General features: G+C 43.7%; 21 protein-coding genes and 1 pseudogene. 4 read left to right on the forward strand and 18 right to left on the reverse strand.

Features of this window, described 5'->3' with window-relative positions; genetic code table 11:
• Positions 1-7 precede the first annotated feature (7 nt).
• From NSTCB13_RS14350 to NSTCB13_RS14360, 3 genes are all read right to left on the reverse strand, one after another.
• Entirely contained in the window at positions 8-2,680 is a 2,673-nt protein-coding gene (locus NSTCB13_RS14350; protein WP_448272777.1) for a chloride channel protein, read from the reverse strand.
• A 289-nt stretch (positions 2,681-2,969) separates the two neighbouring features.
• Complete coding sequence (locus tag NSTCB13_RS14355) at positions 2,970-4,283, reverse strand: TldD/PmbA family protein (protein ID WP_445627978.1); 1,314 nt, start codon at positions 4,281-4,283, stop codon at positions 2,970-2,972.
• Between the two features lie 506 nt (positions 4,284-4,789).
• Positions 4,790-5,650 (reverse strand): Tab2 family RNA-binding protein, encoded by an 861-nt coding sequence (locus tag NSTCB13_RS14360; RefSeq protein WP_448272778.1) that lies wholly within the window; start codon positions 5,648-5,650, stop codon positions 4,790-4,792.
• Between the two features lie 422 nt (positions 5,651-6,072).
• Here NSTCB13_RS14360 and NSTCB13_RS14365 point away from each other — a divergent pair, with 422 nt between their 5' ends.
• Together NSTCB13_RS14365 and NSTCB13_RS14370 are read left to right on the forward strand one after the other, a co-directional pair.
• Positions 6,073-6,405 (forward strand): DUF433 domain-containing protein, encoded by a 333-nt coding sequence (locus NSTCB13_RS14365; protein WP_445627973.1) that lies wholly within the window; start codon positions 6,073-6,075, stop codon positions 6,403-6,405.
• A complete protein-coding gene (locus NSTCB13_RS14370; protein ID WP_448273205.1) occupies positions 6,402-6,761 on the forward strand; it encodes a DUF5615 family PIN-like protein in 360 nt (119 codons plus the stop codon). The genes NSTCB13_RS14365 and NSTCB13_RS14370 overlap by 4 nt, the downstream gene beginning before the upstream one ends.
• A gap of 35 nt (positions 6,762-6,796) precedes the next feature.
• On the opposite strand, the gene NSTCB13_RS14375 is transcribed toward NSTCB13_RS14370, so the two are convergent.
• The 15 genes and pseudogenes from NSTCB13_RS14375 to NSTCB13_RS14445 all read right to left on the reverse strand — a co-directional run bounded on the left by NSTCB13_RS14375 (position 6,797) and on the right by NSTCB13_RS14445 (position 23,057).
• Positions 6,797-7,444, reverse strand: coding sequence for an HAD-IA family hydrolase (locus NSTCB13_RS14375; RefSeq protein WP_448272779.1), 648 nt, complete (start codon positions 7,442-7,444; stop codon positions 6,797-6,799).
• Positions 7,445-7,676: 232 nt separating this feature from the next.
• On the reverse strand, positions 7,677-8,870 hold the full coding sequence (locus NSTCB13_RS14380; RefSeq protein WP_445627970.1) for an NAD(P)/FAD-dependent oxidoreductase: 1,194 nt from the start codon (positions 8,868-8,870) through the stop codon (positions 7,677-7,679).
• A gap of 286 nt (positions 8,871-9,156) precedes the next feature.
• Positions 9,157-9,321 (reverse strand): response regulator, encoded by a 165-nt coding sequence (locus NSTCB13_RS14385; protein ID WP_448273207.1) that lies wholly within the window; start codon positions 9,319-9,321, stop codon positions 9,157-9,159.
• 38 nt (positions 9,322-9,359) lie between these two features.
• Positions 9,360-10,028 carry a response regulator transcription factor gene (locus NSTCB13_RS14390; protein WP_448272780.1) on the reverse strand — a complete coding sequence of 223 codons (669 nt, stop codon included), beginning with the start codon at positions 10,026-10,028 and terminating at the stop codon, positions 9,360-9,362.
• Complete coding sequence (locus NSTCB13_RS14395; RefSeq protein WP_448272781.1) at positions 10,006-11,610, reverse strand: sensor histidine kinase; 1,605 nt, start codon at positions 11,608-11,610, stop codon at positions 10,006-10,008. Before NSTCB13_RS14395 ends, NSTCB13_RS14390 begins: the two co-directional genes overlap by 23 nt.
• Before the next feature lie 139 nt (positions 11,611-11,749).
• A pseudogene (locus tag NSTCB13_RS14400) lies at positions 11,750-13,799 on the reverse strand (protein kinase domain-containing protein).
• Between the two features lie 560 nt (positions 13,800-14,359).
• Positions 14,360-15,460: a protein kinase domain-containing protein gene (locus NSTCB13_RS14405; RefSeq protein ID WP_448265285.1), complete on the reverse strand. Its 1,101-nt coding sequence runs from the start codon at positions 15,458-15,460 to the stop codon at positions 14,360-14,362.
• Positions 15,461-16,046: 586 nt separating this feature from the next.
• Positions 16,047-16,607, reverse strand: coding sequence for a hypothetical protein (locus NSTCB13_RS14410; RefSeq protein WP_445627964.1), 561 nt, complete (start codon positions 16,605-16,607; stop codon positions 16,047-16,049).
• 27 nt (positions 16,608-16,634) lie between these two features.
• Entirely contained in the window at positions 16,635-16,976 is a 342-nt protein-coding gene (locus tag NSTCB13_RS14415; RefSeq protein ID WP_448265852.1) for a transposase, read from the reverse strand.
• A complete protein-coding gene (locus tag NSTCB13_RS14420) occupies positions 16,921-17,172 on the reverse strand; it encodes a hypothetical protein (protein ID WP_448265851.1) in 252 nt (83 codons plus the stop codon). The genes NSTCB13_RS14415 and NSTCB13_RS14420 overlap by 56 nt, the downstream gene beginning before the upstream one ends.
• A gap of 68 nt (positions 17,173-17,240) precedes the next feature.
• Positions 17,241-17,720 (reverse strand): helix-turn-helix domain-containing protein, encoded by a 480-nt coding sequence (locus NSTCB13_RS14425; RefSeq protein WP_448265850.1) that lies wholly within the window; start codon positions 17,718-17,720, stop codon positions 17,241-17,243.
• Between the two features lie 200 nt (positions 17,721-17,920).
• Positions 17,921-19,144, reverse strand: a complete 1,224-nt coding sequence (locus tag NSTCB13_RS14430) for a type II secretion system F family protein (RefSeq protein ID WP_448272782.1) — start codon at positions 19,142-19,144, stop codon at positions 17,921-17,923.
• Between the two features lie 134 nt (positions 19,145-19,278).
• The gene (locus NSTCB13_RS14435) at positions 19,279-20,406 is read right to left on the reverse strand and encodes a type IV pilus twitching motility protein PilT (protein ID WP_448272783.1); all 1,128 of its coding nucleotides are present in this window, start codon (positions 20,404-20,406) and stop codon (positions 19,279-19,281) included.
• Between the two features lie 201 nt (positions 20,407-20,607).
• Positions 20,608-22,614 carry a GspE/PulE family protein gene (locus NSTCB13_RS14440; RefSeq protein WP_445627962.1) on the reverse strand — a complete coding sequence of 669 codons (2,007 nt, stop codon included), beginning with the start codon at positions 22,612-22,614 and terminating at the stop codon, positions 20,608-20,610.
• Between the two features lie 251 nt (positions 22,615-22,865).
• Positions 22,866-23,057 carry a hypothetical protein gene (locus tag NSTCB13_RS14445; protein WP_445632269.1) on the reverse strand — a complete coding sequence of 64 codons (192 nt, stop codon included), beginning with the start codon at positions 23,055-23,057 and terminating at the stop codon, positions 22,866-22,868.
• Between NSTCB13_RS14445 and grpE the strand changes: the two genes are divergently transcribed.
• Positions 23,027-23,731, forward strand: coding sequence for a nucleotide exchange factor GrpE (gene grpE / locus NSTCB13_RS14450; protein WP_445627961.1), 705 nt, complete (start codon positions 23,027-23,029; stop codon positions 23,729-23,731). The two genes, NSTCB13_RS14445 and grpE, sit on opposite strands and share 31 nt — an antisense overlap.
• 330 nt (positions 23,732-24,061) lie before the next feature.
• The gene (gene dnaK, locus NSTCB13_RS14455) at positions 24,062-26,020 is read left to right on the forward strand and encodes a molecular chaperone DnaK (RefSeq protein ID WP_445632197.1); all 1,959 of its coding nucleotides are present in this window, start codon (positions 24,062-24,064) and stop codon (positions 26,018-26,020) included.
• Positions 26,021-26,337: the final 317 nt, after the last annotated feature.

Consider the following 26,337-nt stretch of genomic DNA (forward strand, 5'->3'; position numbering starts at 1 on the left):
TGTTTTTTTACTTTTGAATCGCACCTCTAACCAAAATCACTGTACTTTCAACACCAGAGGCGATCGCTTCGGGAATATTACCTTGAATCGCTTGCTGTAGCAATCCCTCGCGGGAAGCTCCCAAAACTACAACGTCGTAACCTTCGGTTTCCACTAGGTTAATCACACCTTCGGCGACTGAATTAGCTTGCACCGGGAGAGCAATTACAGTATTCGACAATTTACGGCGACGCATCAAACGGCGGATGGCTTGTTCTGAAATTGACATATCTGGCTTGAGTTCAGATGGCTTAAACACCTGTGTCAGGCGAATTTTCGGATCGTTTCCCAATGTAATTAAAGCCGGTAGCAATTTAATTGCTAGTGGGGAATTGGGACCACCAGCCACTGGAACTAGCCAACGGTTAAAGGAGTGCTGAGTGCTGAGTTCTGTTAGCGGAAGCGGGGCGTTTAGCCCGTGCTGAGTGGGGAGTTTTGAGTGGGGAGTAGTGCCTAATTTTACTAATACGACTTCGCAAGTGGCTTGGCGAATTATGGTATCAACAACGCTGCCAAAAATCCGACCAGGGGTAGATGTGTTACCTTTCCACCCCATTAAAATTAGGTTGATGTGTTGTTCGTTGATTGTCTCCAAAATTGCCTGCGCCACATCGTGGGTAACTCGAATCTGCGTGTGCAAAGGAATTTTCCACTTTTTTGCTAAGACTTCTGCCTGTCGTAGCAAGCGGCGACTTTTTGCCGTTCTTACCTGTGTTTCTGATGGGGAACTGTGGCGGGGTATCAGCATCACTTGCACGCAATCTATTTCATAATGGCGATCGCGGGCAATAGCTGCTGCCATTTGTAATAAAACACCTGCTGTTTCGGGATTAGCTACGGGTACTAATAATCTACCTCTACCAGTGCTGGGCGATCGCGTCTGGTAAACTATGTATGAAGGTTCTGGTCGCAGTTTCGGTGTGGCATTTTCACCATTGAGATGATCTGCTTCCGCCCGAATAATATCTGCACGGGTAATAATCCCAATCAGTTTTCGTCTATCTACCACCGGTAAGCGACTGATTTGATGGCGATCGAGTAAATATAGTACATTACTTAAAGTGTGAATTGGTGATACTGTCATCGGCACAGATGTCATAATTTCTTTTAAGAAAATATCGGCTAAATTGCGATCGCGAAATGTGTGGTTTGTACTCTCGCGGATTTTTAACAAATCTGATTGCGTTACAATCCCCACTAACTTGCTATCTTCTACCACAGGGAAACCGCGATGATGGGAACGAGCAAAAGCTTGCATTGCTTCTTCCAAGCTCATCTCTGCATCTAGAGTTTCTACCCGTTTTTGCATCACATCTTTTGCAGTTAACTTGGTTAATGCTCCTTCCATCGCAACTTCTTTGGTGAGAGTAATCCCTTTTAACTCCAAAAGTTTTTCATAAAGCGAACCAGGCATTACCTTATCCGCAACCAGGTAAGCAGCGACAGAAACAATCATCAAAGGTAGTACCAAGTTGAAATCTGTCGTCATCTCAAAGACAATCACAATCGCTGTGATTGGCACTTTCGAGACAGCACTAAAAAATCCACCCATACCCGCTAGGGCGTAGGTAGTAGGAGAACCAACTCCGGTGATATATAACTCAGATACACCGATGATGTGTCCTAAGCAAGAACCTAAAATCAGACTGGGAGAGAATAATCCCCCCGGCGCACCCGAACCAAATGCAATCAGTGTGAGGATAAACTGGGCCGCAAAGGCGATCGCGGCGACGCTAGGATGAGAATCTCCAGTAATTAATGACTCCCGTAACCCCGTATTATCACGGAAGGATGGAGGGAGCATAGCCACGACAACACCAGAGATAAATCCAGCTAAAGCTACCCGCCAGGGTAAGCTGATGTGTAATCTTTCGTAAAATTTAATACTAAATATAATACCGCGATTAAACAATGCACCAAACAAGCCTGCCAAAATACCTAACAGGATGAAAAAGGGAATTTCTGGGATGGAAAATTGGCTGGAAGATTTTACTAATTGTAAGTTAAGGTCAAGAGAGCCACCACCCAACAGTCGGGATATCACTCCACCAATAAAGGAGGCGATAATGGCAGTTCCGAGAGTCAATCCTGATAAATCTTGGAGTAATTCTTCAATGATAAACAATACACCTGCGATCGGGGCATTGAAAGCAGCAGCCAAACCCGCACCCGCACCAGCTGCAATCATCTGCCGTCGGTGATCTGGGGAAGTGGGAACCCAACGACTCATCCCTGCTGCCAAACCTGCCCCCACTTGGACAGTAGGGCCTTGCCGTCCCAGAGTCATGCCAGAACCGATGGCGATGATGGCACTGAGTAACTTCACACCTGCTACCCGCCAAGATAATGTCACAGGCACATTGGCCAAAGATGCTTTGACTTGTGGAATACCGCTACCAGAAGCCTCTGGTGCTAATCTATCCACCAACCATCCAGCCAGAAATCCCAGTACAAGACCAATTGCAGGTAGTACCAGCCATGTTGGCAAAAGGTGGGTAGTATGCACTCGCCATGTCCCCAGCCATCCCGATCCGACTTTCAGGAATACCGCAGATAGGGCAGCAACCAGACCGATAATACAGGCTTCGGCGATCGCTAAACCTCTTCTAGGCTGCCACCAGGTGCGAAAACGCTGATTCATACCAGTTTTGGATTTGAGATTTTGGACTTTCCTGCAAAACGCTACGCGTAGCTTGCCTCCCCAGAGGGGTACGACTTCTCTGCGAGACGCATTCGCGAACGCTCAGTCGAACGATTTTTGATGACAAATCTTAACTAAAAAGCTGTTCGGTGGAATCTTCAGAAGATGTTTAAAAGTCGTTGGCAAAATATAATTCGCTACCACACAAGCATTGTCCCCACTTACGAATTACTGTCTTCGTAGCGGGGCGTAGCCCATTACGAATTACGAATTACGAATTACGAATTATTTAATTGCTTCTTCCCGTAGTAGATAGCCCTTCTACGATCAGAGACGGAGTATAACAAGAACCATTCCAATCAACATCGCTGCCTAATGTAACCAATTGCTTCAGGGCTGTGTAAACATTACCTGCAACCATCGTATCCTTAACGCGCCCAATTACTTGACCATTTTGGACGCGGTAGCCTAAATCAACGTTGATCGAAAAATCTCCAGAAATACTGCCGCCACCACCCAACATTTGATCGACAATCAAGCCATCATCTAGTTGTTGAATCAAATCTGGTAGCGATGCCGATCCGGGCTGGATGAGAAAATTAAATAAACCAGGGGTAGGATAGCTACCTAAACCAGGGCGAAAACCATTTCCAGTGGTATTAGTACCTAGTTGAGAGCCAGTAGTGCGATCGCTATAGAAATGCTGTAAAATCCCATTTTGGATAAATACCAGAGATTGAGTCGGAGTGCCTTCATCATCAAAAGGGCAACTGTAAGGACCAGCTTCTGGATCTTGGTAGATGGTGAGACTAGGTGCAACTACTTCCTTACCCAAACGTTCTGCCCAAGGTGAAGCTGCTTCTAAAACTCGCTTGCCATTCAAAGCGGCTTGTACAGTACCCCAAAGCATATCGGCGGCTTTAGAAGTGAATAAAATCGGGACCCGACCAATCGGAGGTGAAATATTTTCACTAGACCAAATTAACCGTTGTAAAATTTGGTTAGCTAATCTCTGTGAGTCGAGTTCCCCCCGATTGGTTTGACCATCAGCAACACTTAAAAAATCATCACCACGCACCCATTCTGCTGATATATAGCAGCTGAGGGTAGTGTCTGTATAATGACAATCTAAACCTTTGGTGTTGACTAGTCTGGTGGTTTCAATATCACATTCCCAGTCACCATTGCATACAACATCGGGATAGGCATCACGGATGAGTGCGATCGCTTCTTTGCCCCAGTCCACCAAAACCTCTATCGGGAAACTTTCTCCTAAATTGGGGTAGTCAGGCTGAAAGTTAGAGCCTAATTCGACAATTTCCGGTTGATTTAGTTGACTCAAAGCCAGAGCTTTTTCTACCATTACTTCGGCTAAGACAGAACCGTAAGCCACCGTCAGTCCCGGACGCCCATTTCGCCAAAGTCGTAGTGCTGTGCCTTCAGATTGGTTAGTTTCTAGCTGTTTGAGTCGGTTTGCCTCAAAAAACACGGGACGAGAAAGCGATCGCGACTGATACACTTCAGCAGCTTCTGCTCCAGATTTTATAGCTAGTTCCAGCAACTGTTCGGCTAGTGTATCTTGTGACAAATTTTCAGAACCCATGACCCTTAGTGAATTGTGGATTTTGAACCGCATATCAACGCTATCTTTTGAGAAGTGCGATGTCTACGACGGGCTACGCCTACGCACTTTCCAGTGATGAACGCAGATAACTATCCAAAAATCATCAGTGTTTCTTTACAGTTACGATTTGAAACCGCAGATCGACACTGATGGACGCAGTTAATTATCCCAAATCATTGTCATGTCTCAACGGATCTAGTCATTTGTCATTTGTCATTTGTCACTTGTACTGAGCGTAGTCGAAGTATTGGTCATTTGTCATTTGTCATTTGTCATTTGTCATTGGTCATTTGTCATTGGTCATTGGTCATTAGTTATTTATTATTCTCCCCTGCTCCCTGCTCCCTGCTCCCTGCCCCCTGCCCCCTGCCCCCTGCCCCCCGGTCACTGAGCGTAGCCGAAGTGCTGCCCCCTGCTCCCCTGCTCCCCTGCTCCCCTGCCCCCCGGTCACTGAGCGTAGCCGAAGTGCTGCTCCCTGCCCATTTTTACAAATTAACCTCCTGCAACAGCCAAAAACCAGCAAAAGATTCTGCTTTGGGATCGGACTGTACGCCGATAAAATGTACTCCATTAGCTTTTTGCTTGGCTGCTTCAAAACCTTTGGCTTCTGCTAAGATTTGAGGTTTTTTAATATTTGCCACAATCCAACTTTCAGTTACGCCAGTTTCTAAAAGCAATCTCGCCTCTTCGCTGGCGTCAAATCTTAAGAAAGCTAACTCCAAACCTGACATCCAGCCAGCCAAGGGCAACGCTCTCGATGAGAAAATCAAAATACCAGGAATACGGGCTTCGGGTGAAACTTTCGCCAACTCTAAAGGGAAAGCCTCACCAAAGCCAATTTCCCACTCTGGCATATCAGCAAAATCCGCAGCATCTAAGGTAACAAATACCCACTGTTGTCCTTCTAAAGCATCTGGTAAACGTTGTGGCAAAGGTTTCTCTAAGCGGACTGAGGGATTAGTCCCCTCTTGATACCCTGTCTCTTGAGGATACACTTCTTCCATCCGCTGTTCTAACCATTGGTTGAGAACCAAAGTGCGGCGGCTAGGCTGGGCGGGAATACCCAAATCTTGGCAAGCTTTAGTAATCATATTGTTCATTTGGCGGCGGAAAAAGCGGATTTTAATTGGTGCTTTTCCAGCTTGGTTAATAGCCTCCTGCAATGCTGTCCGCAACCAGCCCGAATTTACCTGGGTACTGGGACAATATTGAGCATAGCGAAACAAAGAGTCTACTTTTGCGCCGATATCCAAGGGGCTTTCGCAGACTAAGACTTCCCAAACTTTTTTTTGATTAGCGTCCAAAATCGGACGGGAGTAAAAATCGATTTCCCAAATACTGCCCATGTTTTGCGGTAAAAATCTGGCTGTTATGTTTTTCTGATATCTCGATCATACGAGTGTTGGGGCAGCAGGGGAATAAGACAATACAGTTCGGGTTTTGGGGGAAAGGGAAAAGGGTAAAGGGTGAATTCAAACCTTTCCCCTTTACATCTTCCCCTTTTCTCAAACCACAAGGGAGGTGAAGAATCCTTATCTGAACCGTATTGGGGAATAAGAGAGTGGAGAGTGGGGAGTCGGGTCAAGGGGGATGAACGAGTCTTTGAGGTGGATAATATAAATACTAAGCATGTCAGACCTAGAGGTTTTATGTCCCTGACGCTTTAAAAGTTGGAAAAAATGCAACAACAGTACAGTACCTCAGCGCTCGTATGGAATTAGCCAAGAGTAATTAGGATAATGCTAAAAGACATTTCAGAGGTAGATGGATGCAACTAGAAGATTATTTTGAGTTTTTAGACCCAGATGACATCCGTATCAAAGGGCATCGCATTGGTATTGATAATGTAATTCAATATTACTTGCAAGGATATTCACCAGAGCAAATTTTAGAAGAATTACCTTCCCTGAATTTGGAGAAAATTTACGCTACGCTTACCTACTATCTGCATAATCGTGTTGAAATAGATGCTTATATGTTGCGGCTAGCAAAGTGGCGAGAACAGCGCTATCAAGAATCATTAGCTAATCCTTCAACTTTGATGCAACGTTTAAGAGTATTAAAGGCGCAACGCGAGCAGGAGTTGCTAAACTCTTGGTGAAGGTGCGTTTTCTCATTGATGAAAATTTGTCGCCCAAACTGAAGATAGCTGTTTTGCGCTTCAATCCAGCAATAGATGTTCTGCGCGTAGGCGATGCCGAAGCACCACCATTAGGTACGCTTGACCCAGATATCCTGCGCTACCTGGAATTATCCCAACGAATATTAGTTACAGACAACCGCAAAAGTATGCCCCAACATCTGGAAGAACACTGGGGAAATGGAGGACATATTTGGGGACTAGTTTGGTTGCGTTCGAGTGGGAACCTGAGTATTTGGGCAGAAACAATTTATTTGATTTGGGAAACGACTGAGGCAGAAGAGTGGATTGATAGATTGGATTGGATTCCACTTTAAAAAAATTTGGCGTTGTTAAATTGAAAGTATCTCCCTCATTTTCCACGGTCGATCCAAACGCCTCTGAGTCCAGCTGCTTTAGCTCCGTGGTAATCTTCTACAATGCTATCGCCGATATGCCACGCCGCCTCTGGGGAACATTTATGTTTATCTAAGGCAATGGCAAAAATTTGCGGGTCGGGTTTAGCTGCACGTACCTGCGTAGAAATGGTGACGGAGGTAAAAAACTCTCTCAATCCCAAACTTTGCAATACTGAGTAAATCCGAGAATCAAAATTGGACAGCACCCCCAAGCTAACTCCCAACCGCCGCCAGTTGATTAAAGCTGGTAAAACATCGGGATAGACAAACCACGGTTCGCCAGTGCCAAAGTGAATGTAAAGTTCGCTAAAAAAAGCCGAAAAGTCAGAAAATTCCTTGAGAACACCTGCCCTTTCAAAAGTGTTCAGAGCAATTATCCGCCACCAATCAAACTCACGCTGGGGAATATCTTGCAGTTCTGCATCTGGAAATATCGGCGGCGGCGCTGTTTTAAAGCTTTGGATGAAAGCTGTATTCAATGTTTCGCCTGAAACTGTAACGCCAAATTCCTGGGCGATCTGACTATAAACTTCGCCCACACTACCTTTGACATCGAAGAGTGTACCCACAGCATCTAAAAAAATAACTTTCGGTTGTTCCATTAAAGTTTGAAAATTTTGAATGTTGAATTTTAGATTTTGGCTTGTTCAAAGCTTCTGTGGGTCGAGTCTAGCATCTGCTAAGTAGATTGGCGGAAATAAAACAAATCATCGTAAACATCTTGGTTTTTACCAATGCCCAATGACGGCAGTTGACGGCAGTTGCTCCACTTGGGGAGACCCCAAGACCGCACTGCCTCCCCAATGCCCAATTTCCAATTCCCAACCTTGAAAGTTACCGAGAAAGTGTTTCTATAATCGGACGGAATAGCCAATTAAAACCAACTTTTAGCTGATGGTCTAAAGTTGGCAATCTATATAAATAAGCAGCACGGCGAGCGATGTATGCTAAGGGACCATCTAGTTTAATTCCCAAACCACTGAGAGTAGCGTTGTCTATTCCTAGCGCCATCATCTCTCCTAACTGTTGGTAGTGGAAGGGAAGGAGGGGGCGATTAGTCAGAGTTGCCCAGATATTCCAAGCAGTATAATCAGCTTGTTGAAAAGCCGCTTGTGCCGTAGCAGGGACTTGCTGCCCTTCAGCATCATGGCAGTCTGCTAAATCTCCCAAGGCAAAGATTTCTGGACGATCGAGGACTTGCAGATTGGATGTAGTAATGATTTGGCCGCGCTGATTTTGCTTGAGAGGAAGAGATTTCACTACGGGCGCAACCTTAGTTCCTACAGTCCAAATTACCAAATCCACAGGAATCGTGTCTAACTGGTTTTTGTACTCTAGGGAAATGCAATTTTGCTCGATTGATTCGACTTTGGTTTCTAAGTCAATAAATACACCACGGGCATCTAATGCTTTCTTTGCTGCTTCCCGATTAAACTCTGGGGAAGTTCGCAAAATTTGGTCGGCGATTTCAACGATCCGAAAGCGTCCTCTTTGGCCTAGTCTGTCAGCTAACTTACAAGCTAACTCTACACCACTGTAGCCAGCCCCAACGATCGCTACTCGAATTTTATCAGCATCCGATTCTTCTAAAAATCGCAGACGTTCTTCTAAACGATAAGCATCAGAGATGGTGCGGAATGTGTAGGCGTAGGCTGCCGCACCAGGGACTAAATCTAGCGGTGTCTCACCTCCTAGCGCCAGCACTAATCGGTCGTAAGGAATTTCCGGGCCTTCTTGGATATTTACCCGTTGCTGGTCGATGTCAATTCCAGACACAACGCCTTGATAAAAACGTACCCCTGTGCCTTGTAAAAGTTCTTCAAAGGGTGGGGCAATTTCCCAGGTTTGCAGTTCGCCAGTGAGTAATTCGTAAAGTAAAGGAGAGAATAGGAAGCGATCGCTTTGATCTATTAGAACAATTTCGGGTTTTTGCGTAGATTCCCAAGGTAATTGGCTTAACCGCAAGGCTGTGTAGAGACCACCAAAGCCTCCACCAAGGATACAAATTCTAGAAGTTTGTTCAGTCATCTATTCTATGTTATGGAACAATCAATATTAATTAGGCAACTAACTTCAGGGTAACTGAAAGTTTAGGTTTCAAAACCTTCCATTTGTATGAATGGTTTTAACATCGCTAACTCAACACTGCTTTGGTGAGAAAATTGGCCAGCTTGCAATCTAACAATTGGATAAACTTGTTGGAAAACATTAAGGTTTTATTTCCATGAGTTGGTTTTTTTTCGACGCTAGGAGTTTTCTTGGCACTAATATTGCTTAAAAGTTAGTGTATCGAACTTACTGTGCTATTTCATACTCAACCACGACTTAGATGGATTTCAATTCGTTCCAGTAAGTCTCTGAAGCGAAATAGCTTGGTAATACAGTCATTTGCTCTATTTTTGAGTGCGATCGCTCGTTTGCGATCGTCTTGACGAGTTGTGATGATAATAATGGGCAGCGTCTGTCCCTGTCTACGAATTTCCCTTTATTAGCAAGGACTAATTGCCGCGATTGGTATTAGGTTCGTAAGCGATAACCCATCCCTCTAACGGTTTCAATGATGTTGCTGCCTAGTTTTTTGCGGAGATAACCAACATAGACATCAACAATATTAGAACCTGGATTATAATCGTACCCCCAAACGAAATCTAGGAGTTGTTCTCGACTAATAACTTGTCCGGGATGACGACAAAACATTTCTGCCATTGTAAATTCACGGGCAGGTAATTCTACAAAGCGATCGCCTACTTTTACCCGTCGAGTCCGCAAATCGAGTACCACATTACCCGCTGTGAGGATAAACTCTGGGGTATCTCTCACTGACCTAGCAGATCGCAAACGCAACTTTACCCGCGCCAGAAGTTCTTCAAATCGGAAAGGTTTGGTGACATAATCATCCGCACCTCCTTCTAGTCCAGCGACTTTATCGTGAATGTCACTCCGAGCCGAGAGAATAATTACAGGTAAATCTTCTCCCTGTCCCCGCAGTTCTTCCAATACCTGAAAGCCATCTTTTCTAGGCAATCCCAAATCCAAAATTAGTAAGTCAAAAGCCCCACTGTGGACAACATCCACCACATGCAGTCCGTCGGCAACTATTGTCGTTGTAAAACCTTGCGATCGCAATCCTTTGTCAATAAATGAGGCAATGCGGGGTTCATCTTCAGCGATGAGAATGTTGGGCATAAGCACTCATTTCTTGCGGGGAATCGAGGGGTAAAACGATACTAAACATTGAACCTTTTCCTAGTTGACTTTGAAGCAATACCTGTCCATCATGCGCCTGTGCGATCGCTCGGACAATTGACAGCCCCAATCCCGCACCCTCGGAACGACGACGACTGTTATGAGTTCGAGCAAAACGTTCAAAAATCCGTCTTCGATCGATAAGGGGAATGCCTTCGCCTGTATCGCTTACCCAGAAACGTACTTTTCCTTTAGCGATCGCAGAACCTATGGAAATAGTATCATTCTTTCCAGTATGCTGAGTCGCATTCTGGGCTAAATTCATTACAGCCTCAGTAATTCTCTGGCGATCGACTATAATCTGACCTTTTGCTACCGCATCTATTTGCCAGTCCCGCTCTGCCAGTGCCTGGGCTTTGGCAAATAACTCTTGGGTTAACTCGGCTACATTCACCGTCGCTAACTGCAAAAAATCTAAGCGTTCTGCCTTTGCCAGCAAAATCATGTCATCCACCAGACGACTCATTCGGTCTAATTCTCCGATAACCAGTGCCAAGGTTTCCTGTTGCTCTTGAGGGTCATCTCCCATCAGTTCCAAATGTCCGCGAATTATGGTAATGGGAGTCCTGAGTTCATGCCCAGCATCGTTGACAAATTCTCGCTGGGTGGCAAAAGCTGCCTCTAGTCTGTCCATCATTTCGTTGAATGTCGTTGCTAGTTCTGCCAGTTCTCCCTTACCTCGCGTAGGTAAGCGCTGGGTTAAATCTGACTCACTAATTGCATGGGCAGTGGTGGTAATTGTCCGTAGGGGAGCTAGCACTCGTCCCGCCGCCAACCACGCCAAAAAGAATGACACTACAAACACTAAACTAGAAACTTCAATAATTACGGAAACTGCTTCTAGTGTCTCTGCTCGCTCACCATCTGTATTATGGGCAACAACAAAAACACCTCGCGTTTTTCCATTAATTTTAATCGCTTCCACCATGTAAAGGATTTTACTGAGATCGGGGTCGGAAAATTCTTTTTCTCCCTGTTCTGGTTTAGTTTGTTTTGCCCACCGTTGCATGAGTGGTGAGTCTTTGGCAAGTGGTTTGGGACGCGCTCTAGGGCTAGACTTATAAAATTCACCATCAACAAAGGTGATGAAATAAGAATCATCCTCTGGTAGTCGATATAACAGATAAGCTCTGAAAAGCTTAATCAAATCTTCTTTGGAAGTGGGAGGAGCAATTTGTTTTTTTCCAGCCAGCAACCATTTCAATTGCTCCGGGCCAATTACTACGTCTTCTGGATCGTCCTCAGTCCGCGCATCCTCTGTAGCAAAGGTTTCACCTTTAATTAAGGCATTGAAAGCCGCCATATCTTCTACCATATCTTGACGAACCCGCTCATCAATGCGGTGGTAGAGCTTATAGCGAAACGCCGGAATGGCGATGAGAAATGTTATCCCCAAAATCAGCAAGTACCAGAGCAAAATCCGGGTGCGTGCTTCTTTAAATACTTGCTGCCAACCCGAAAACAGTTTTGTTATTTTAATCCCAAACCTGCGATCGCGGCGATGATTGGTGATGCTGCTCATTTTTACCCCTCCCCATTTGAGACAGTTTATCGCAATTGGGGATCGTGGGCTGGAGACTGGGGAATGGTTGGCGATTCAAAGGTGGATGAACGAGATTCTAACTCTGCTTCATCCCCAATCCCCAATCCATAATTTCCACTCACTGAGACAACCGCCAAATCTTAATCGTGTTATCTTCACTACCGCTAACAAGGGTTTTGCCATCAGGAGTGAAGGTAACAGATGTGACGGTGTTGGTGTGCCCTGCTAATGTGAGAATTTCTTCTCCTGTAGCTGTATTCCACAGTTTGATAGTGCGATCGCGGCTACCACTAGCAACAATTTTACCATCGGGACTGAAGGCTACGGATGTGACAGTATTGCTATGTCCTGCTAAGGTGCGAAGTTCTCTTCCCGTAGCTAAATTCCAAAGTTTAATGGTGCGTAGGCGTAGCCCGTCGTAGACATCGCGGCTAGCACTGGCTAAAGTTTTACCATTTGGGCTAATAGCCACAGTTGTCACTGTTTGAGAATTTCCTTCTAGTGTGCGGATTGGGTATCCCTTTGCTAGATTCCAGATTTTGATCGTCTTGTCAAAACTGCCACTGGCCAGAATCACACCATTAGGACTAATAGCCACTGACCCGCACCCAGAATGTATGCCCTGCTAGTGTCCGAATTTGCTCTCCTGTTGCCAAATTCCAGATTTTAATCGTATTGTCATCACTCGCACTAACTAAAGTCTCGCTATCAGCACTGATGGCTAGGGCATGAACTGAGTCAGAATGCCCTATAAGAGTGCGAATTTGTTTTCGCGTTGCCAAATTCCAGATTTTAATCGTGTTGTCATCACTAGCACTAACTAGAAGTTTGCCATCTGGACTAATTACTACGACATTCACCTGCTGAAAATGCCCTTTGAGTGAAGCGATTAGTTTTCCGGTTGCGAGATTCCAAAGTTTGATAGTGCCATCGTCGCCACTGCTGGCTATGGTTTTACCATCGGGACTGATGGCGACAGATAAAACTGAGTTTTCGTGTCCTTGGAGGGTGTTAGCTAAGGAAACTTTACCCAAGTTAATCTGGCTCAAAATCGCATCATTTTTACTAGGACTATTTTGTTGAATCAACCTAGAGACCAAACTAGTTTGAATCCGGCGAAAATTTTTATACCAAGATTCGCTGAATCCAAATAACAGAATGAAAGCACTTACCAAGATTAAAATCCTCAGTAAGGGATAGCTTTTTGGTAAAGCTGGTGCTTTAGTTGCTGGTAATTTCCCAGATGACTTACCCGCAGGTGGCAGTGCGAGGAGTTGTTTGGGAGTCAAGTCTCTTAGGACTTCTTCGGCTGACTGGTAACGTTCCTGGATATCTTTTTTCAAAAGCTTGTCGATGACAAAATCCAACTCAGGATTTAACGGACTCCGCAAATATTCTCGCCAATTACTTACCCAGGCGTACCCAGATTCCATCCACAACTGAAACGGAGAATTTCCCGTTAGCAGATGAAAGCACGTAGCCCCCACACCGAACAAGTCGCTGGCGGGGAAAGCTTTCCCATCTCTAATTTGTTCTAGGGGAGAATAACCATGCGAACCAATGGATGTGCCAGATTTCTGCTGAACTTTGGCGGTAAATTGCTTTGAGGAGCCAAAATCAATTAGGCTTAATCGTCCATCATTTTTATTGCGGATAATATTTTCTGGCTTGATGTCTCGGTGAATAACTTTGCGATCGTGGATAAATTTTAGGATGGGTAGTAAATCTAACAAAATAGATTGAATGTCTCTAGCGTTATAAGCCTTGCGCTGTTGCAACTCCTTTAACAAATTATCTCCATTAATAAACTGCTGCACCAAATATAGGCAGCCGTCTTGCTCAAAATAAGCTATCAAAGTCGGAATTTGGGGATGTTCCCCAAGGTCTTGTAGTCGCTGCGCTTCTTCGGCGAACAACTCCATCGCCTTTTTTTGCGACCAAGTTCCTTGGAATTTTGGAGCTAATTGCTTGATAACACAGCGTTCATTGAGTTTATCTACGTCTTCTGATAGATAGGTTCTGCCAAATCCCCCCTCATCTGAAAGGACTCGGATCACACGAAAGCGATTTCTTAAAAGTGACACCAGCGGGGTGCTACAACTTTGGCAAAACTTCTTTCCATTGGGATTCAGGGGATTTGAGCAATCGGGATTTAAGCAGCAGATCATGATCTGACAGGCGCGACTGCATGACAACTTAGGCTAAGTTTGTCCCGAACTTTCCCTTAAGATAATTGACTCTCGCTTACTTGTGGTAGATCAACCCTGTTCTGGGGATTGGGGAATTACTTATATAGTTAGCTTTTGTAAATAGTAGTCAGTCTTCCTCATCTGTGGAAAACTACGAGAGCCATAAGATTAATTATTCTATCGATTATATAATAATTTAAATAAAAATATTGGTAGGAACTTTTAAACATAGTAATTTTGCTTGTATCTTAGCAAGCGACAACTGACTAAGTAATGAATATAAACCCCGATCAATAAATCATTACTGACTATCAAATATAGTCAAAATGCTTACTAAATTTGTTTTAGCTATTTTAAATTGCCCATAATTAATTATTCATTTGATACCTCAACTAAAAAGGCTGCAACATACAGCAGATTTCAAGGAAAGTGCGATACACAAGCTAAGTCTGTTACCCAGGTATAAAGTATGTTTTACTCCTGTTAGCGCAGCGGGGCGTAGCCCATTCTGAATTCTGAATTTTGAATTCTGCTGTATGTTATCTTGTTTCCTTGAATCTTGCTCTTGCTCTCCATTTCCGAATGGCACTAGCAGTTCTAGCTACAGGTGGTATGTATACATCATAATTTTCGTGTTGTATAATTTCATGTTGTGTAATTTTATTTTGTGTAATTTCGTGTTGTGTAATACTTTTATTATTTAATTTTTGGGTAGTTAAACAGTTAGCCAAAGTAGGCAAATAACTTTCATTACTTAAAGCTGTCATTACTTCATCGGCAGTCTTAAACCGCTCCTCTAAAGTAATTTTCACCATTTTTCCTAAAATCTGGGCAAAACTGTTGCTGATATTTACCTGTTTTTGCCAAGATATTTCACCAGTTTTTGGGTCGTAGTCCAATTCTAAAGGACTTTTAGCAGTCAACATAAAAATGCAAGTTACACCCAGTGCATAAATATCACTGGCATAAACTGGACGTAAAGAAAACTGTTCTGGTGGTGCAAATCCCCTAGTCCCGATAAAGTTGGTATTTACAGCTTGATTGATTGAGTTTTCACAAACATCAACTAATTTCTCTTTCACCGCACCAAAATCAATCAGCACTATGCGCCCATCATATTCACATCGCAATAAATTCTGAGGCTTAATATCCCGATGAATCACATGATGTTTATGAAGATACTGTAAGACAGGTAATAATTCCTGTAAGAACTGCTTAACTGAGGCTTCACTTTTGGGCCCAGTTTGCCGCACTTCTCGCGCCAAAGTCAAACCCGGCACATATTCTTGAATTAAAAAAAACTCCCCATTTGCCTGAAAGTAGTCTAATAACATGGGAATTTGCGAATGACTACCGAGTTGTCCCAAAATTCTTGCTTCTTTTTCAAAGCGCATACATGCCCTTTGCCAACTTTGAGGACTAGTCACTTTTGGACAAAGCTGTTTAATAACACACAGTGGCTTCCCAGGTAATACGGCATTTTTGGCTAAAAATGTTACACCAAAACCACCTCTACCTAAAATTTGCAGTATTTCATAGCGATCGCGAAATAGCCGTTTGGAACCACACATATGACTCAACTGAGTTTGTTGTGAAATGCTCTCTTGAGAATTCGTTATTTTTTGAGGAAAACGATTCATTAGTATAAAATATCTGCTCTTAAACGTCTCTAATTCTATGACAATTCTTTATTGGCAACAGTAAGATTACTGAATCTTTGCCAAATCCTCATTACTCTTCAAAAAGTAAAAATAAATTTTTGTAGAATTAGTCTTTTCACGGATGTGTGAAGAGCTAATTTGTAGTTTTGTAAAGGTGAAAGTCTGTTGCGTGGGTATTTATAAAAATTTTGTATGAAGATACACATAATAAAACCCCTCTAGTTTAGCAAAAGGGGACGGCGTAGCCGGAAGTAAAAATATGTAATTTTACACTTAGTACATTTATGATGTTTTTTTGACTATACAGCAGATTTTAAACTAGTTAGGTACACAACGATTCGTCTGTTACCCAGGTAGAAAGCGTATTTTACTTTTGAATTCTGCTGTCATACCAATTCACAAAAAATATGATACAGATGCGAACCATAAAACCTATGCTAATTCTCACTTTCTTAATTTTGAATTTTGAATACTTCGGCTACGCGGTAGTTGAATCTCGACTTCGCTCGATTAGCGCGCAGCCGAAACTCAGTACAAGTTTTGAATTTTGAATTGGTATCAGTCCCTAAGCTGGTGGAGTTTGTGAAGAGAAAATATCTGTGAGATTCTCCTCAACCAGCAAATCCGGTGTTTGCACAATAAATGGGAGTTCGGCTCCCACAAGACCTCTTTGGATGCGTTCTAAAGTCTCATTAAAAACGATAAACAGAGGATATACAGTATTAGCTCCCTCACTCAAAATATGACTGTGACGCAGAGGCATCAACCACTCATAATCATTGTCTAGATAAACTTGGGTTTGTCGCCAACGTCCTAACAAATCAGAAAAGTCTTCGTCAGCGCGATGAATAAAGACTAAAATTTCTGCTCCAGTTTTGATTTTCCACTCTGGATCGCACATCAAAATTGCCACATCACAGGGTAAGCAAATCGTTTGTAGGGCTGTTGTAGCAGGATTGCGAAGCCGAACAATTGGTAAGGGTATAGTGATGACACTTTCATCAGGACGGCGCAGACTGGGAATCATCTCCAAGTATGGCCGATATTGCTTTAGTAAGGCGATCGCAGCTAGATGATTGCTGTACTCTGCCAAACTCGCTTCGTACTGAGATTTTTGCACAGTCATAGTTTATTAAATAGTGATACCATTTCTTTATGAAGCTGCGCTAAATAAAGCTTCAAGAATAAAGTCGTAAGAAGTCAGAGAAGCAATCACCTCAGGTGTAATTGTTTTTAGTACATCAGTTAACTTCTGCTGTAGTTGCACAAGAGTTTTACAATTTTCCCATTGCAGTTTCGATTTGAGAAATTCCCAAACACGTTCAATCGGATTGAGTTCGGGAGAGTGAGGAGGTTGAAAAATAGGGATAATATTATCTGGACAATCGAGAGCTTTAGCTTTGTGAAATGACCCCTGGTCGAACTGTATGACTGCGATATCATCTCCTCTTGTCAGCAGACAGTAATTCCAAAAAACGTTGGAAACAATCCCCATTCAGGTAGGGAAACTCATAGAAAAAGCTGTATCCACTCAGAGGTTCGACAACACCGTATAGATAAAAATTCTGGCGTTGCCACTGGCTTAAGCCAACAGGTTTAACTCCTTTAGCTGTAATTAAACGTCCTGTAATTGTCTTTAATCCTAATCGTGTTTCGTCTTGACCGGAGGCGGAGCGTCTCCGGCTCCGCACAAGTACCTTAATCTCTTCCCCTCTCCAAATTCCTCCTGCAAGAATTTGAATGCTAGAGGAAGTTTTTTTTAAAGTGAGATAGACTTTCTGGTTGTTGTTTGGTGCTTTGAGGACGAGGTACTTTCAACGGGAGCACCTAAACGGTTGCGAACAACTTCATAGACCGTTTTATAAGCCAGTGAAAGCCCTAATTCGCTCTTGAGCCATTGTTGAATTTGACCATAGCTTTGAAAACCAGATGGCTCCTGTAACCGCTTTTTCAAGCGTTCTAAGTCTGAACCACTGATGCTCGGAGCTTTTCCGGGTGCATGTTTGACTTCAAGCAAGCCCCTTGTTCCTTCATCTTTATACTTTCTCACCCAACGAGTTATGGTTGCTTCATCACGCCCTAAACGTTCTGCCAGCGATCGCCTGCTGCTGACTTGACTACTCTTGAGCCAATAGAGCATTTGCAATCGTTCTTTGCTGCTTGCCGTTGTGGAATGTTTGAGAGCTTTCTCCAATTCTTCAAGGCTTTCTGAAATCTCGATTTGGAATGGACCACTCATCACAAAATTACTAAATCCATCCATCTATAAGTTTGACGTAGTTTGGCGCATCTTCATACAGAATTGGTATGAGGAGTAGAGACGCGATTAATCGCGTCTGTACAGGAGTTAAGAATAAAATTAATTAGCGATCGGCTAAAAGTTAGGAATAAAAATTTTAATTCCTAACTCATAACTTCTAACTCTTAACTATTAATCCTTTATCCCAGCTTTTCAAATACTGCAAACATAGGCAAATACATCGCTAGCAAAATGGTTCCCACCATTCCCCCTAGAACTACAATCATCACCGGTTCTAAAATACTGGTCATTGCTTTTACGGCTTGCTCGACTTCATCTTCATAGAAATCGGCAACTTTCATCAACATTCCATCTAATTCTCCAGTTTCTTCTCCGATACTAATCATCTGAATTGCCATAGCCGGAAAAACGGCATCTTTTTGTAAAGCAATGCTAATCATGCCTCCTTGTTGAATCTCCATCCGGGCTGCGTCTATGGCATTGGCAATCACTTGGTTTCCTGATGTATCTCGGACAATTTCTAAGCAAGTTAAAATTGGTACGCCTGAACGAGTCAAAGAACCAAAAGTCCGGCTAAAACGGGCAACTGAAGATTTTTGAATTAAGTCACCAAACAATGGCATTTTCAGGGAAAAACGATCGATTGTGATCCGACCAACAGGAGTTTTAGAGTATTGTGTAAAGGCAAATTTCAGTCCGATAATAGCAGCAAGAAGAACTAAAGCACCCGGACTTCTCAGAAATTTACTAGCATCCATCAAGAATTGCGTTAGAGGTGGTAATGTGATTCCAAGTTGTACAAAAATTGTGGCAAAAATCGGAATCAGAAAAATGGTCATACCAAGAAAGATCGCAACTGCGATAAAACCCACGACCGTTGGATAAGATAATGCTGATTTGATTTGGTTTTGTAGACGGGCAACATCTTCTAACAACTTGGCTAAACGATTTAATACTTCGTCTAGTACACCGCCAACTTCGCCAGCTTGAATCATACTCACATATAATCCATCAAAACAGTCAGGATGCTTCCGCATTGCTTCTGAAAGATTCATTCCACTTTGAACATCGGTGCTAATTTCCACAAGGGCTTGTTTCAGTTTAGTATTACTACACTGGTCGGAAAGCACCCCCAAACTTCTAACGATCGCAACTCCCGCATTCATCAAAACGGCAAATTGACGCGAAAAAACGGCTTTGTCTTTCACAGAAACCTTAACCAAGGAATTCTGAAAGTTTTTTAAGGCAACATCTGGCTGAAATCCTTGAGATTGCTTGAGTTCTTGGATTACAAAACCTTGATCTCTAAGATTAGTACGAGCTTGTACCAAAGATTCAGCAACAATTTTTTCTGTTCGAGATTTTCCTTGCGAATCCCGAACACGGGCAACGAAGTTTGGCATAAAATAAATTCAAAATAGTTGTTATTAATTGGGCATGAAACAATTTTATTTTTGATTTTGGATTGAGGATTTTGGATTAAATTTCAATCTAAAATCCCAAATCTCAAATCTAAAATTATTACTCCCCAGTTCCTTTAATGTGCTTTGGCAGCCGTACCAGGTTTCGCACCTGCTGCCTGCGGTGGTACAGAAGTACCGATGAGACGTTGAATTTCATCAGGCTTAGAAGTCTTAGACATCGCCGCTTCAAAAGAAATCGTTCCGGCTTTGTAAAAATCAGCTAAAACCTTCTCCAGAGTTTGCATTCCCAATTTGCCGCCAGTTTGAATTGCTGAGTAAATTTGAGATGTTTTACCTTCTCGAATCAAGTTAGAAATAGCAGGAGTGACAATCAAAATTTCTTGAGCCATCACCCGACCATATTCACCAGGTTTAGGGTTTTTCTTGGACACCAAGGTTTGACTAAATACCCCTACCAATGAGTTAGACAATTGCACTCGCACTTGGGTTTGTCTTTCATGAGGGAAAACGTCGATAATCCGGTCAACAGTTTGGGCGGCGGAACTCGTGTGTAGCGTACCAAATACTAAGTGTCCTGTTTCTGCTGCGGAAATCGCCAAAGAAATTGTTTCCAAATCGCGCATTTCCCCTACTAGAATAATATCTGGATCTTCCCGCAGGGCTGCTTTCAAAGCATTAGCAAAGCTCTTAGTATCTTCTCCCAGTTGCCGCTGGTGAACCAAGCTTTTAATTGGTTCATAGACAAATTCAATTGGGTCTTCCACCGTTAAAATATGCTCTGCCTTGGTGCGGTTAATCAAGTCAATCATTGCCGCTAGAGTAGTTGTCTTACCGGAACCTGTAGGGCCTGTCACCAGAATAAGTCCTCTAGGCTTATCGCACATTTCCCGCACGATATCTGGCAGACCTAATTTTTCAAAGTTAGGAATCTTAGAACTTAATGCTCGTAAGCAAGCAGCATAAGCACCACGCTCTTTATAGACATTGACCCGGAAACGAGCCAAACCCTTAACACCATAAGAACAATCCAACTCCCAAGTCTGCTCTAGGGTTTTACGCTGGGTATTGTTGAGCATACTAAAAATCAGCCTTTGACATTGATCGGCTGTCAATACATGCTCACCTATGGGGGTAAGTTTGCCACTGATGCGGAAGTAGGGAGGTAAACCTGCGGATAAGTGCATATCCGAGCCACCCAATTCAATCAACTGCTCCATCAAGTCTTCAATCATCATTTCCATAGTTCTGCTTCCTTTTAATGTTTTTTATTTGTCATTTGTCATTTGTCCGTTGTCATTTGTTTAAAGTTATTAAGCATTCACCAATGACTAATGACTAATGACCAATGACTAATGACCAATGACGGCAGTTGCTCCACTTGGGGAGACCCCAAGACCGCACTGCCTCCCCAATGCCCAATGCCCAATGACTAATGACTATTCTTAAAACCGAGCTGTCATACAGTAAGGACAATCCAGCCATTCTTGTTTCAATGTGGCATCGCAACTCCGACAGGTAAGACCAGTCTTGCGTTTGGCTTTTAACTCTGCTTCCAAGCCAGTATCAGTAAACGTCACTCGTTCTACTTCTTCTAGAGTGGTGGAACCTTCACGCACTAAGTCCAAACTGTAAGCCAGTAAGGTTTTCATGCCCTCTTCTATTGCCACTTCTTTGATGCGTTCTGTGGGTGCATCTTCGTTGATCAGAGTTTGTAGATTTTCGGTGACTCGCATGACTTCATAAACACCACAACGCCCTTTGTAGCCGACACCATTACATTTTGGGCAAAGGTTATTTTTGGCTTTGGCATCTGCGATCGCATCTAATGTCAAGGTGTTAGCCTTATAGAAAGTGACTCCGACATCTGAGGAAGCTGATAGACCATAACGAGCTAGTTCCTCAGTTGTGGGGGTGTAGGGGACACGACATTCAGAACATACACGCCGCACCAAACGTTGAGCTAAAACGCCAATTAGGGAACTAGAAACCATGAAAGGCTCAATCCCCATTTCTCCCAAACGAGCGATCGCTCCTGGGGCATCATTGGTATGTAAGGTAGTTAATACTAAGTGACCGGTCAAGGCAGCTTCAATTGCTGTTTTTGCCGTTTCCTTATCCCGCGTTTCACCCACCAGTAACACATCTGGATCTTGCCGCAAGAAAGCCCGCAGAGCGGTAGCAAAATCTAGCCCTTTTTCCCGAATCACCTGTACTTGAGTAATCCCTGGAAGACTGTACTCAATTGGGTCTTCTACGGTACTGATATTAATTCCGGGATCGTTCTTTTCTGAAAGTGCAGAATACAGCGAAGTTGTTTTTCCCGAACCAGTTGGCCCAGTTACCAAAATTAACCCAAAGGGACGGCTAACCATATCCTTGACAATATTCAAAGTCTCTGGATCGGTAATTAACTTATCTAATCCCAGTTGGGTGGAGGAGTTATCCAAAATCCGCAGCACCACCTTTTCCCCGTAGCGACTGGGTAAGGTATTCACCCGGAAGTCCACCTTACGTCCTTCAAACAGCCGCCGGATACGCCCATCTTGAGGTAGGCGCCGTTCAGCAATGTCTAGATTGGAGATGATTTTAAATCGGGCTGTCACCGCCGGGATGATTTTTTTCGGCATTAAGGGGAAAGCTTCACGCAGTACGCCATCTTTCCGAAAGCGAATGCGTAAGCTTTCTTCTTGCGGTTCGATATGAATATCAGAAACGCCCTCATGCAAGGCTTTAGCCAGGATTCTATTAACTAGGTTAATAACTGGGGCATCCTCTGCACCCTTCATCGCTGCGCCTAAATCAGCCTCCATTTCTTCAGGAGCATCTGCAAGATCGAGATTCCCAAGATTTTCTAAATCTTGACTAATATCTGTAGAGTTTTCTCGTTCTAGGTGTTTTTGCCGAACAGCCATTTCATCCAAATATTGGTTGATTAGCTGCTGGTAGTCTTCCTGGGTAATCACCATGCGCTGTAACGCCAAGCCTTGGGGGCGCAAGATGCGGTTCAGGTCATCGGAAGCCTCTAGATTATCTGGAGCGACCATCGCCACTAAAACTGAGGGCGGAGTTTGGTCTTCGTGTTTCGACAGTGGTACTAAGCGATGGCGGCGGCAGATATCCACTGGGATGAGGGTTTCAATCAGGTTCCCCATCATCGTGTTGCCAACGGAATTGACTTCTGGATCGAGGAATTCAACTCCGTATAATATTTTCAGTTCAAATAGCTGCTGTTTTTTGTATTGCCTGAGCAACTCAGGCGATAGTTGTTGCCCAGTGATTGACTCTAATACTTCCGTTAAGGGTCTGCCAGATTTGCGGCTTTCAATTAATGCCTGCCTCATCTGTTCGGTATTGACATAGCCAGATTGCACTAGCTTGTTGCCGAAGGGCGAAAACTCTGTTCTGGTAGTTAGAGCGGTACTGCGCCGTTGTGGTGACGAGTAAGTCATAAATGAGCGAATGAGTAGGGGGAACCTCTGCTTAAAGTATTCCCCTACTGGGAGATAGAATTCTCATTTCCCAAAAAAGTCCTGAGTCACGTCGCTTTGCTTTGAATTCAAAATTCACGCATTCAAGATATTTTCAAATAAGATGAGGGACGAGTCGCATTTGGCGCTATTATTGCAAATTACTCGTTCGGGTTCCCGCCTTAGTAACGTCTGGGCTAACGCGTTCACCATTTGTCACAATAAGAGGACGGTTAGATCGCTTCCAGAAACTTGTCGGCAATAAAATCAGCCTCAGTGGCACGTCGTGGATGACGACGGTTGCAAGCTGTGGAGATACACTGCCATAAATAGGATCTGGAATGAATAGACAACGATCGATGAAAATAAACAGATAAACAATACAAGCCAGTAATTGGGTGAACCAACAGAGGTAAAGCAAGCAATGAAGAGTGACTTCCCAGCCCAAACTAATTTCAATGAATCTGGCAGCGAGGTGACAGAACAAGTAGCGGCCCAAACAAATGTATCAGGCGATACTGCTGTCAATTCAGAAAATAGCGTCGCTGCAACTGAGAAAACTGAAGTAGAAAGGGCAGCTTTGGCAGAACTGACTCAACAAATCGAGTCCGTCAAAACGCAACTAGAAGAGCGTAGTACTCAATATATGCGGATTGCCGCTGATTTTGAGAATTACCGGAAACGCACTAGCAAAGAAAAAGAAGACCTAGAGTTGCAGGTGAAGCGGAATACAATTTTGGAATTGCTACCAGTAGTCGATAATTTTGAGCGGGCGCGATCGCACCTCAAACCGCAGTCTGAGGGCGAAATGACCATGCACAAAAGTTACCAAGGCGTTTACAAACAATTAGTAGATAGCCTGAAGCGCTTGGGTGTCTCACCAATGCGTCCCGAAGGTCAAGAATTCGATCCTAACCTGCACGAAGCAGTAATGCGGGAACCTACGGATGAACATCCTGAAGGAACAGTGTTAGAAGAGTTAGTGCGCGGATATTACTTGGGCGATCGCGTGCTACGCCATGCAATGGTCAAAGTAGCTGCTCCCAAGGAAAATACACCTTTTGCACCAGAAGATCAGTCGAGTTCAGCCAGCAGTTAAGCTGTAGTCGCTCGCCTCGCTGACCTCAAGTGCCTGGGTTATAGCAAGGACGAGCATCGCGTACCTCAAACTTGGACAAGGCTTTGGATAACTCTCTGTGTTTCAACTTTATGATTGCTACCAGCAACAGGGGTTGCACAGACGTTATCCGCTAGCCTTTGTTCTTAGCAAAAAAGTTATACCAAGCGTGAAAAATGATTGCGACAGATGGAAAACTGAAACACTTATCCAATGGATGTTTCACAATCCAAAATCTCAAATCTCAAATCCAAAATGGTATTAGTCCGCGACATATTACAGCAGAAATATTCAGTAAAAATACTGGCAAATATGGGAAAAGTTATTGGGATCGACTTAGGCACTACTAACAGTTGCGTCGCAGTTTTGGAGGGTGGTCAACCACTTGTGATCTCCAATTCTGAAGGGGGACGAACGACTCCAAGTATTGTGGGATTTGGGAAGAGTGGCGATCGCTTGGTTGGTCAATTGGCAAAGCGCCAAGCCGTAACCAATGCTGAAAACACAATTTACAGTATTAAACGATTCATCGGGCGGCGTTGGGAAGATACTGAAGTAGAACGCGATCGCGTCCCCTACAACTGTATCAAAGGTCGAGACGAGACTGTTGATGTCCAAATTCGCTCAAAAAATTATACGCCACAAGAATTATCTGCAATGATCCTGCAAAAGCTGAAGCAGGATGCGGAAAACTTTTTGGGTGAGGAAGTCACTCAAGCAGTGATCACCGTACCAGCATATTTCACAGATGCCCAAAGACAAGCAACTAAAGATGCTGGCACAATTGCAGGTTTAGAAGTCCTGCGAATCATTAATGAACCAACAGCTGCGGCTTTAGCTTTCGGATTGGAAAAGCAAGACCAAGAGCAGCTAATTTTAGTATTTGACTTGGGAGGCGGTACTTTTGACGTATCGATCCTGCAACTTGGGGATGGCGTTTTTGAAGTGAAGGCGACTTGTGGTAACAACCACTTGGGTGGAGACGACTTTGATAATGCGATCGTCCTTTGGATGATGGAACGTTTCCAAGAACAAGAGAAAATCGACCTTTCCCAAGACAAAATGGCACTGCAACGCCTGCGAGAAGCTGCGGAAAAGGCAAAAATTGAACTCTCCAGTATGGTGAATACCTCCATCAACTTGCCATTTATCACAGCTGATGATACCGGGCCAAAGCATCTGGAGATGGAACTCAGTCGCTCGAAATTTGAAGAACTCGCCGCGAAATTAATTGAAGCGACCATCGAACCACTAATCCAATCGCTCAAAGATGCGGATCTCAAACCAGAAGCCATTGATCGGATTATTTTGGTAGGTGGTTCTACCCGTATTCCGGCAGTCCAAAACGCCCTAATTAAGTTTTTCAACGGCAAAGCTCCCGATCGCTCCATCAACCCTGACGAAGCTGTAGCATTGGGAGCAGCTATCCAAGCAGGTGTGTTAGGTGGTGAAGTCGATAATCTCTTGCTATTGGATGTCACTCCTCTGTCCTTGGGAATTGAAACTTTAGGTGAAGTGTTCACCAAAATCATTGAACGCAACACCACAATTCCTACAAGTCGGTCACAAGTTTTTTCCACCGCAGTTGATGGACAAACCTCAGTGGAAATTCACATCCTCCAAGGTGAACGAGCGATGTCACGAGATAACAAGAGTCTCGGCAAGTTTTTGCTAGCAGGAATTCCCCCATCGCCCCGTGGTGTACCGCAAATTGAAGTATCCTTTGAAATTGATGTCAACGGCATCCTCAAGGTTTCTGCCCAAGATAAAGGTACAGGTAGAGAACAGAGTATCAGGATTACCAATACAGGTGGTTTGAGTAGCAACGAAGTCGAACGGATGCGCCAAGAGGCCGAACTGTTTTCCGAAGAAGATAGAAGACGTAAAGAACTGGTTGAACTCAAAAACCAAGCAGATAATTTGTTGTTCAGTTATGAATCTACAATCAAGGATAATAGCAACTTTATCGGCGACCAGATGAAGACCTTGGCCAGTGAAAAAGTTGCACAACTCCAAGCTGCAATGATTGACTCCAGCATTTCCCCAGTGGAATTTAAGCAGCGCTTAGACGACTTCCAACAAACCTTGTTTGCAATTGGTGCTGATGTCTACAATCGAGCTAACAGCCAAACTGATGAGATTGAGGGGGGTTCATCTAGTCACTTTACCCCAGAAGTAGACTCACCAATGAATGGCACGCTAATACCACAATTCAACTTTGATTTTGACGAAGAAAGTACAGCTCAGGCTGATTATGAGGCGATAGATTAGGGAATGGGCATTGGGTATGGGGCATGGGGAAGAAGCAAGGGAGCAGGGAGATTAGTTTTCCCCTGTGCCTCTTTTGAGTGCCCAATGACGGCAGTTGCTCCACTTGGGGAGACGCCAAGGGCGATGGGGTCTCCCCTTCTCCCAAAGGGAGAGGCTAGCGCCAAGGAAGAAGACCGCACTGCCTCCCCAATTCCCAATCCCCAATTCCCAATATCCTAATTTGCAAATTTTTATTAAGATATTTTAATATATTTAAATATTTAACGAAGTTTCACAAGACCTCAGTCCTTTGCTAGATTGTAGAAGCAAATTACTTT

The organism is Nostoc sp. DSM 114160, from assembly GCF_053470305.1.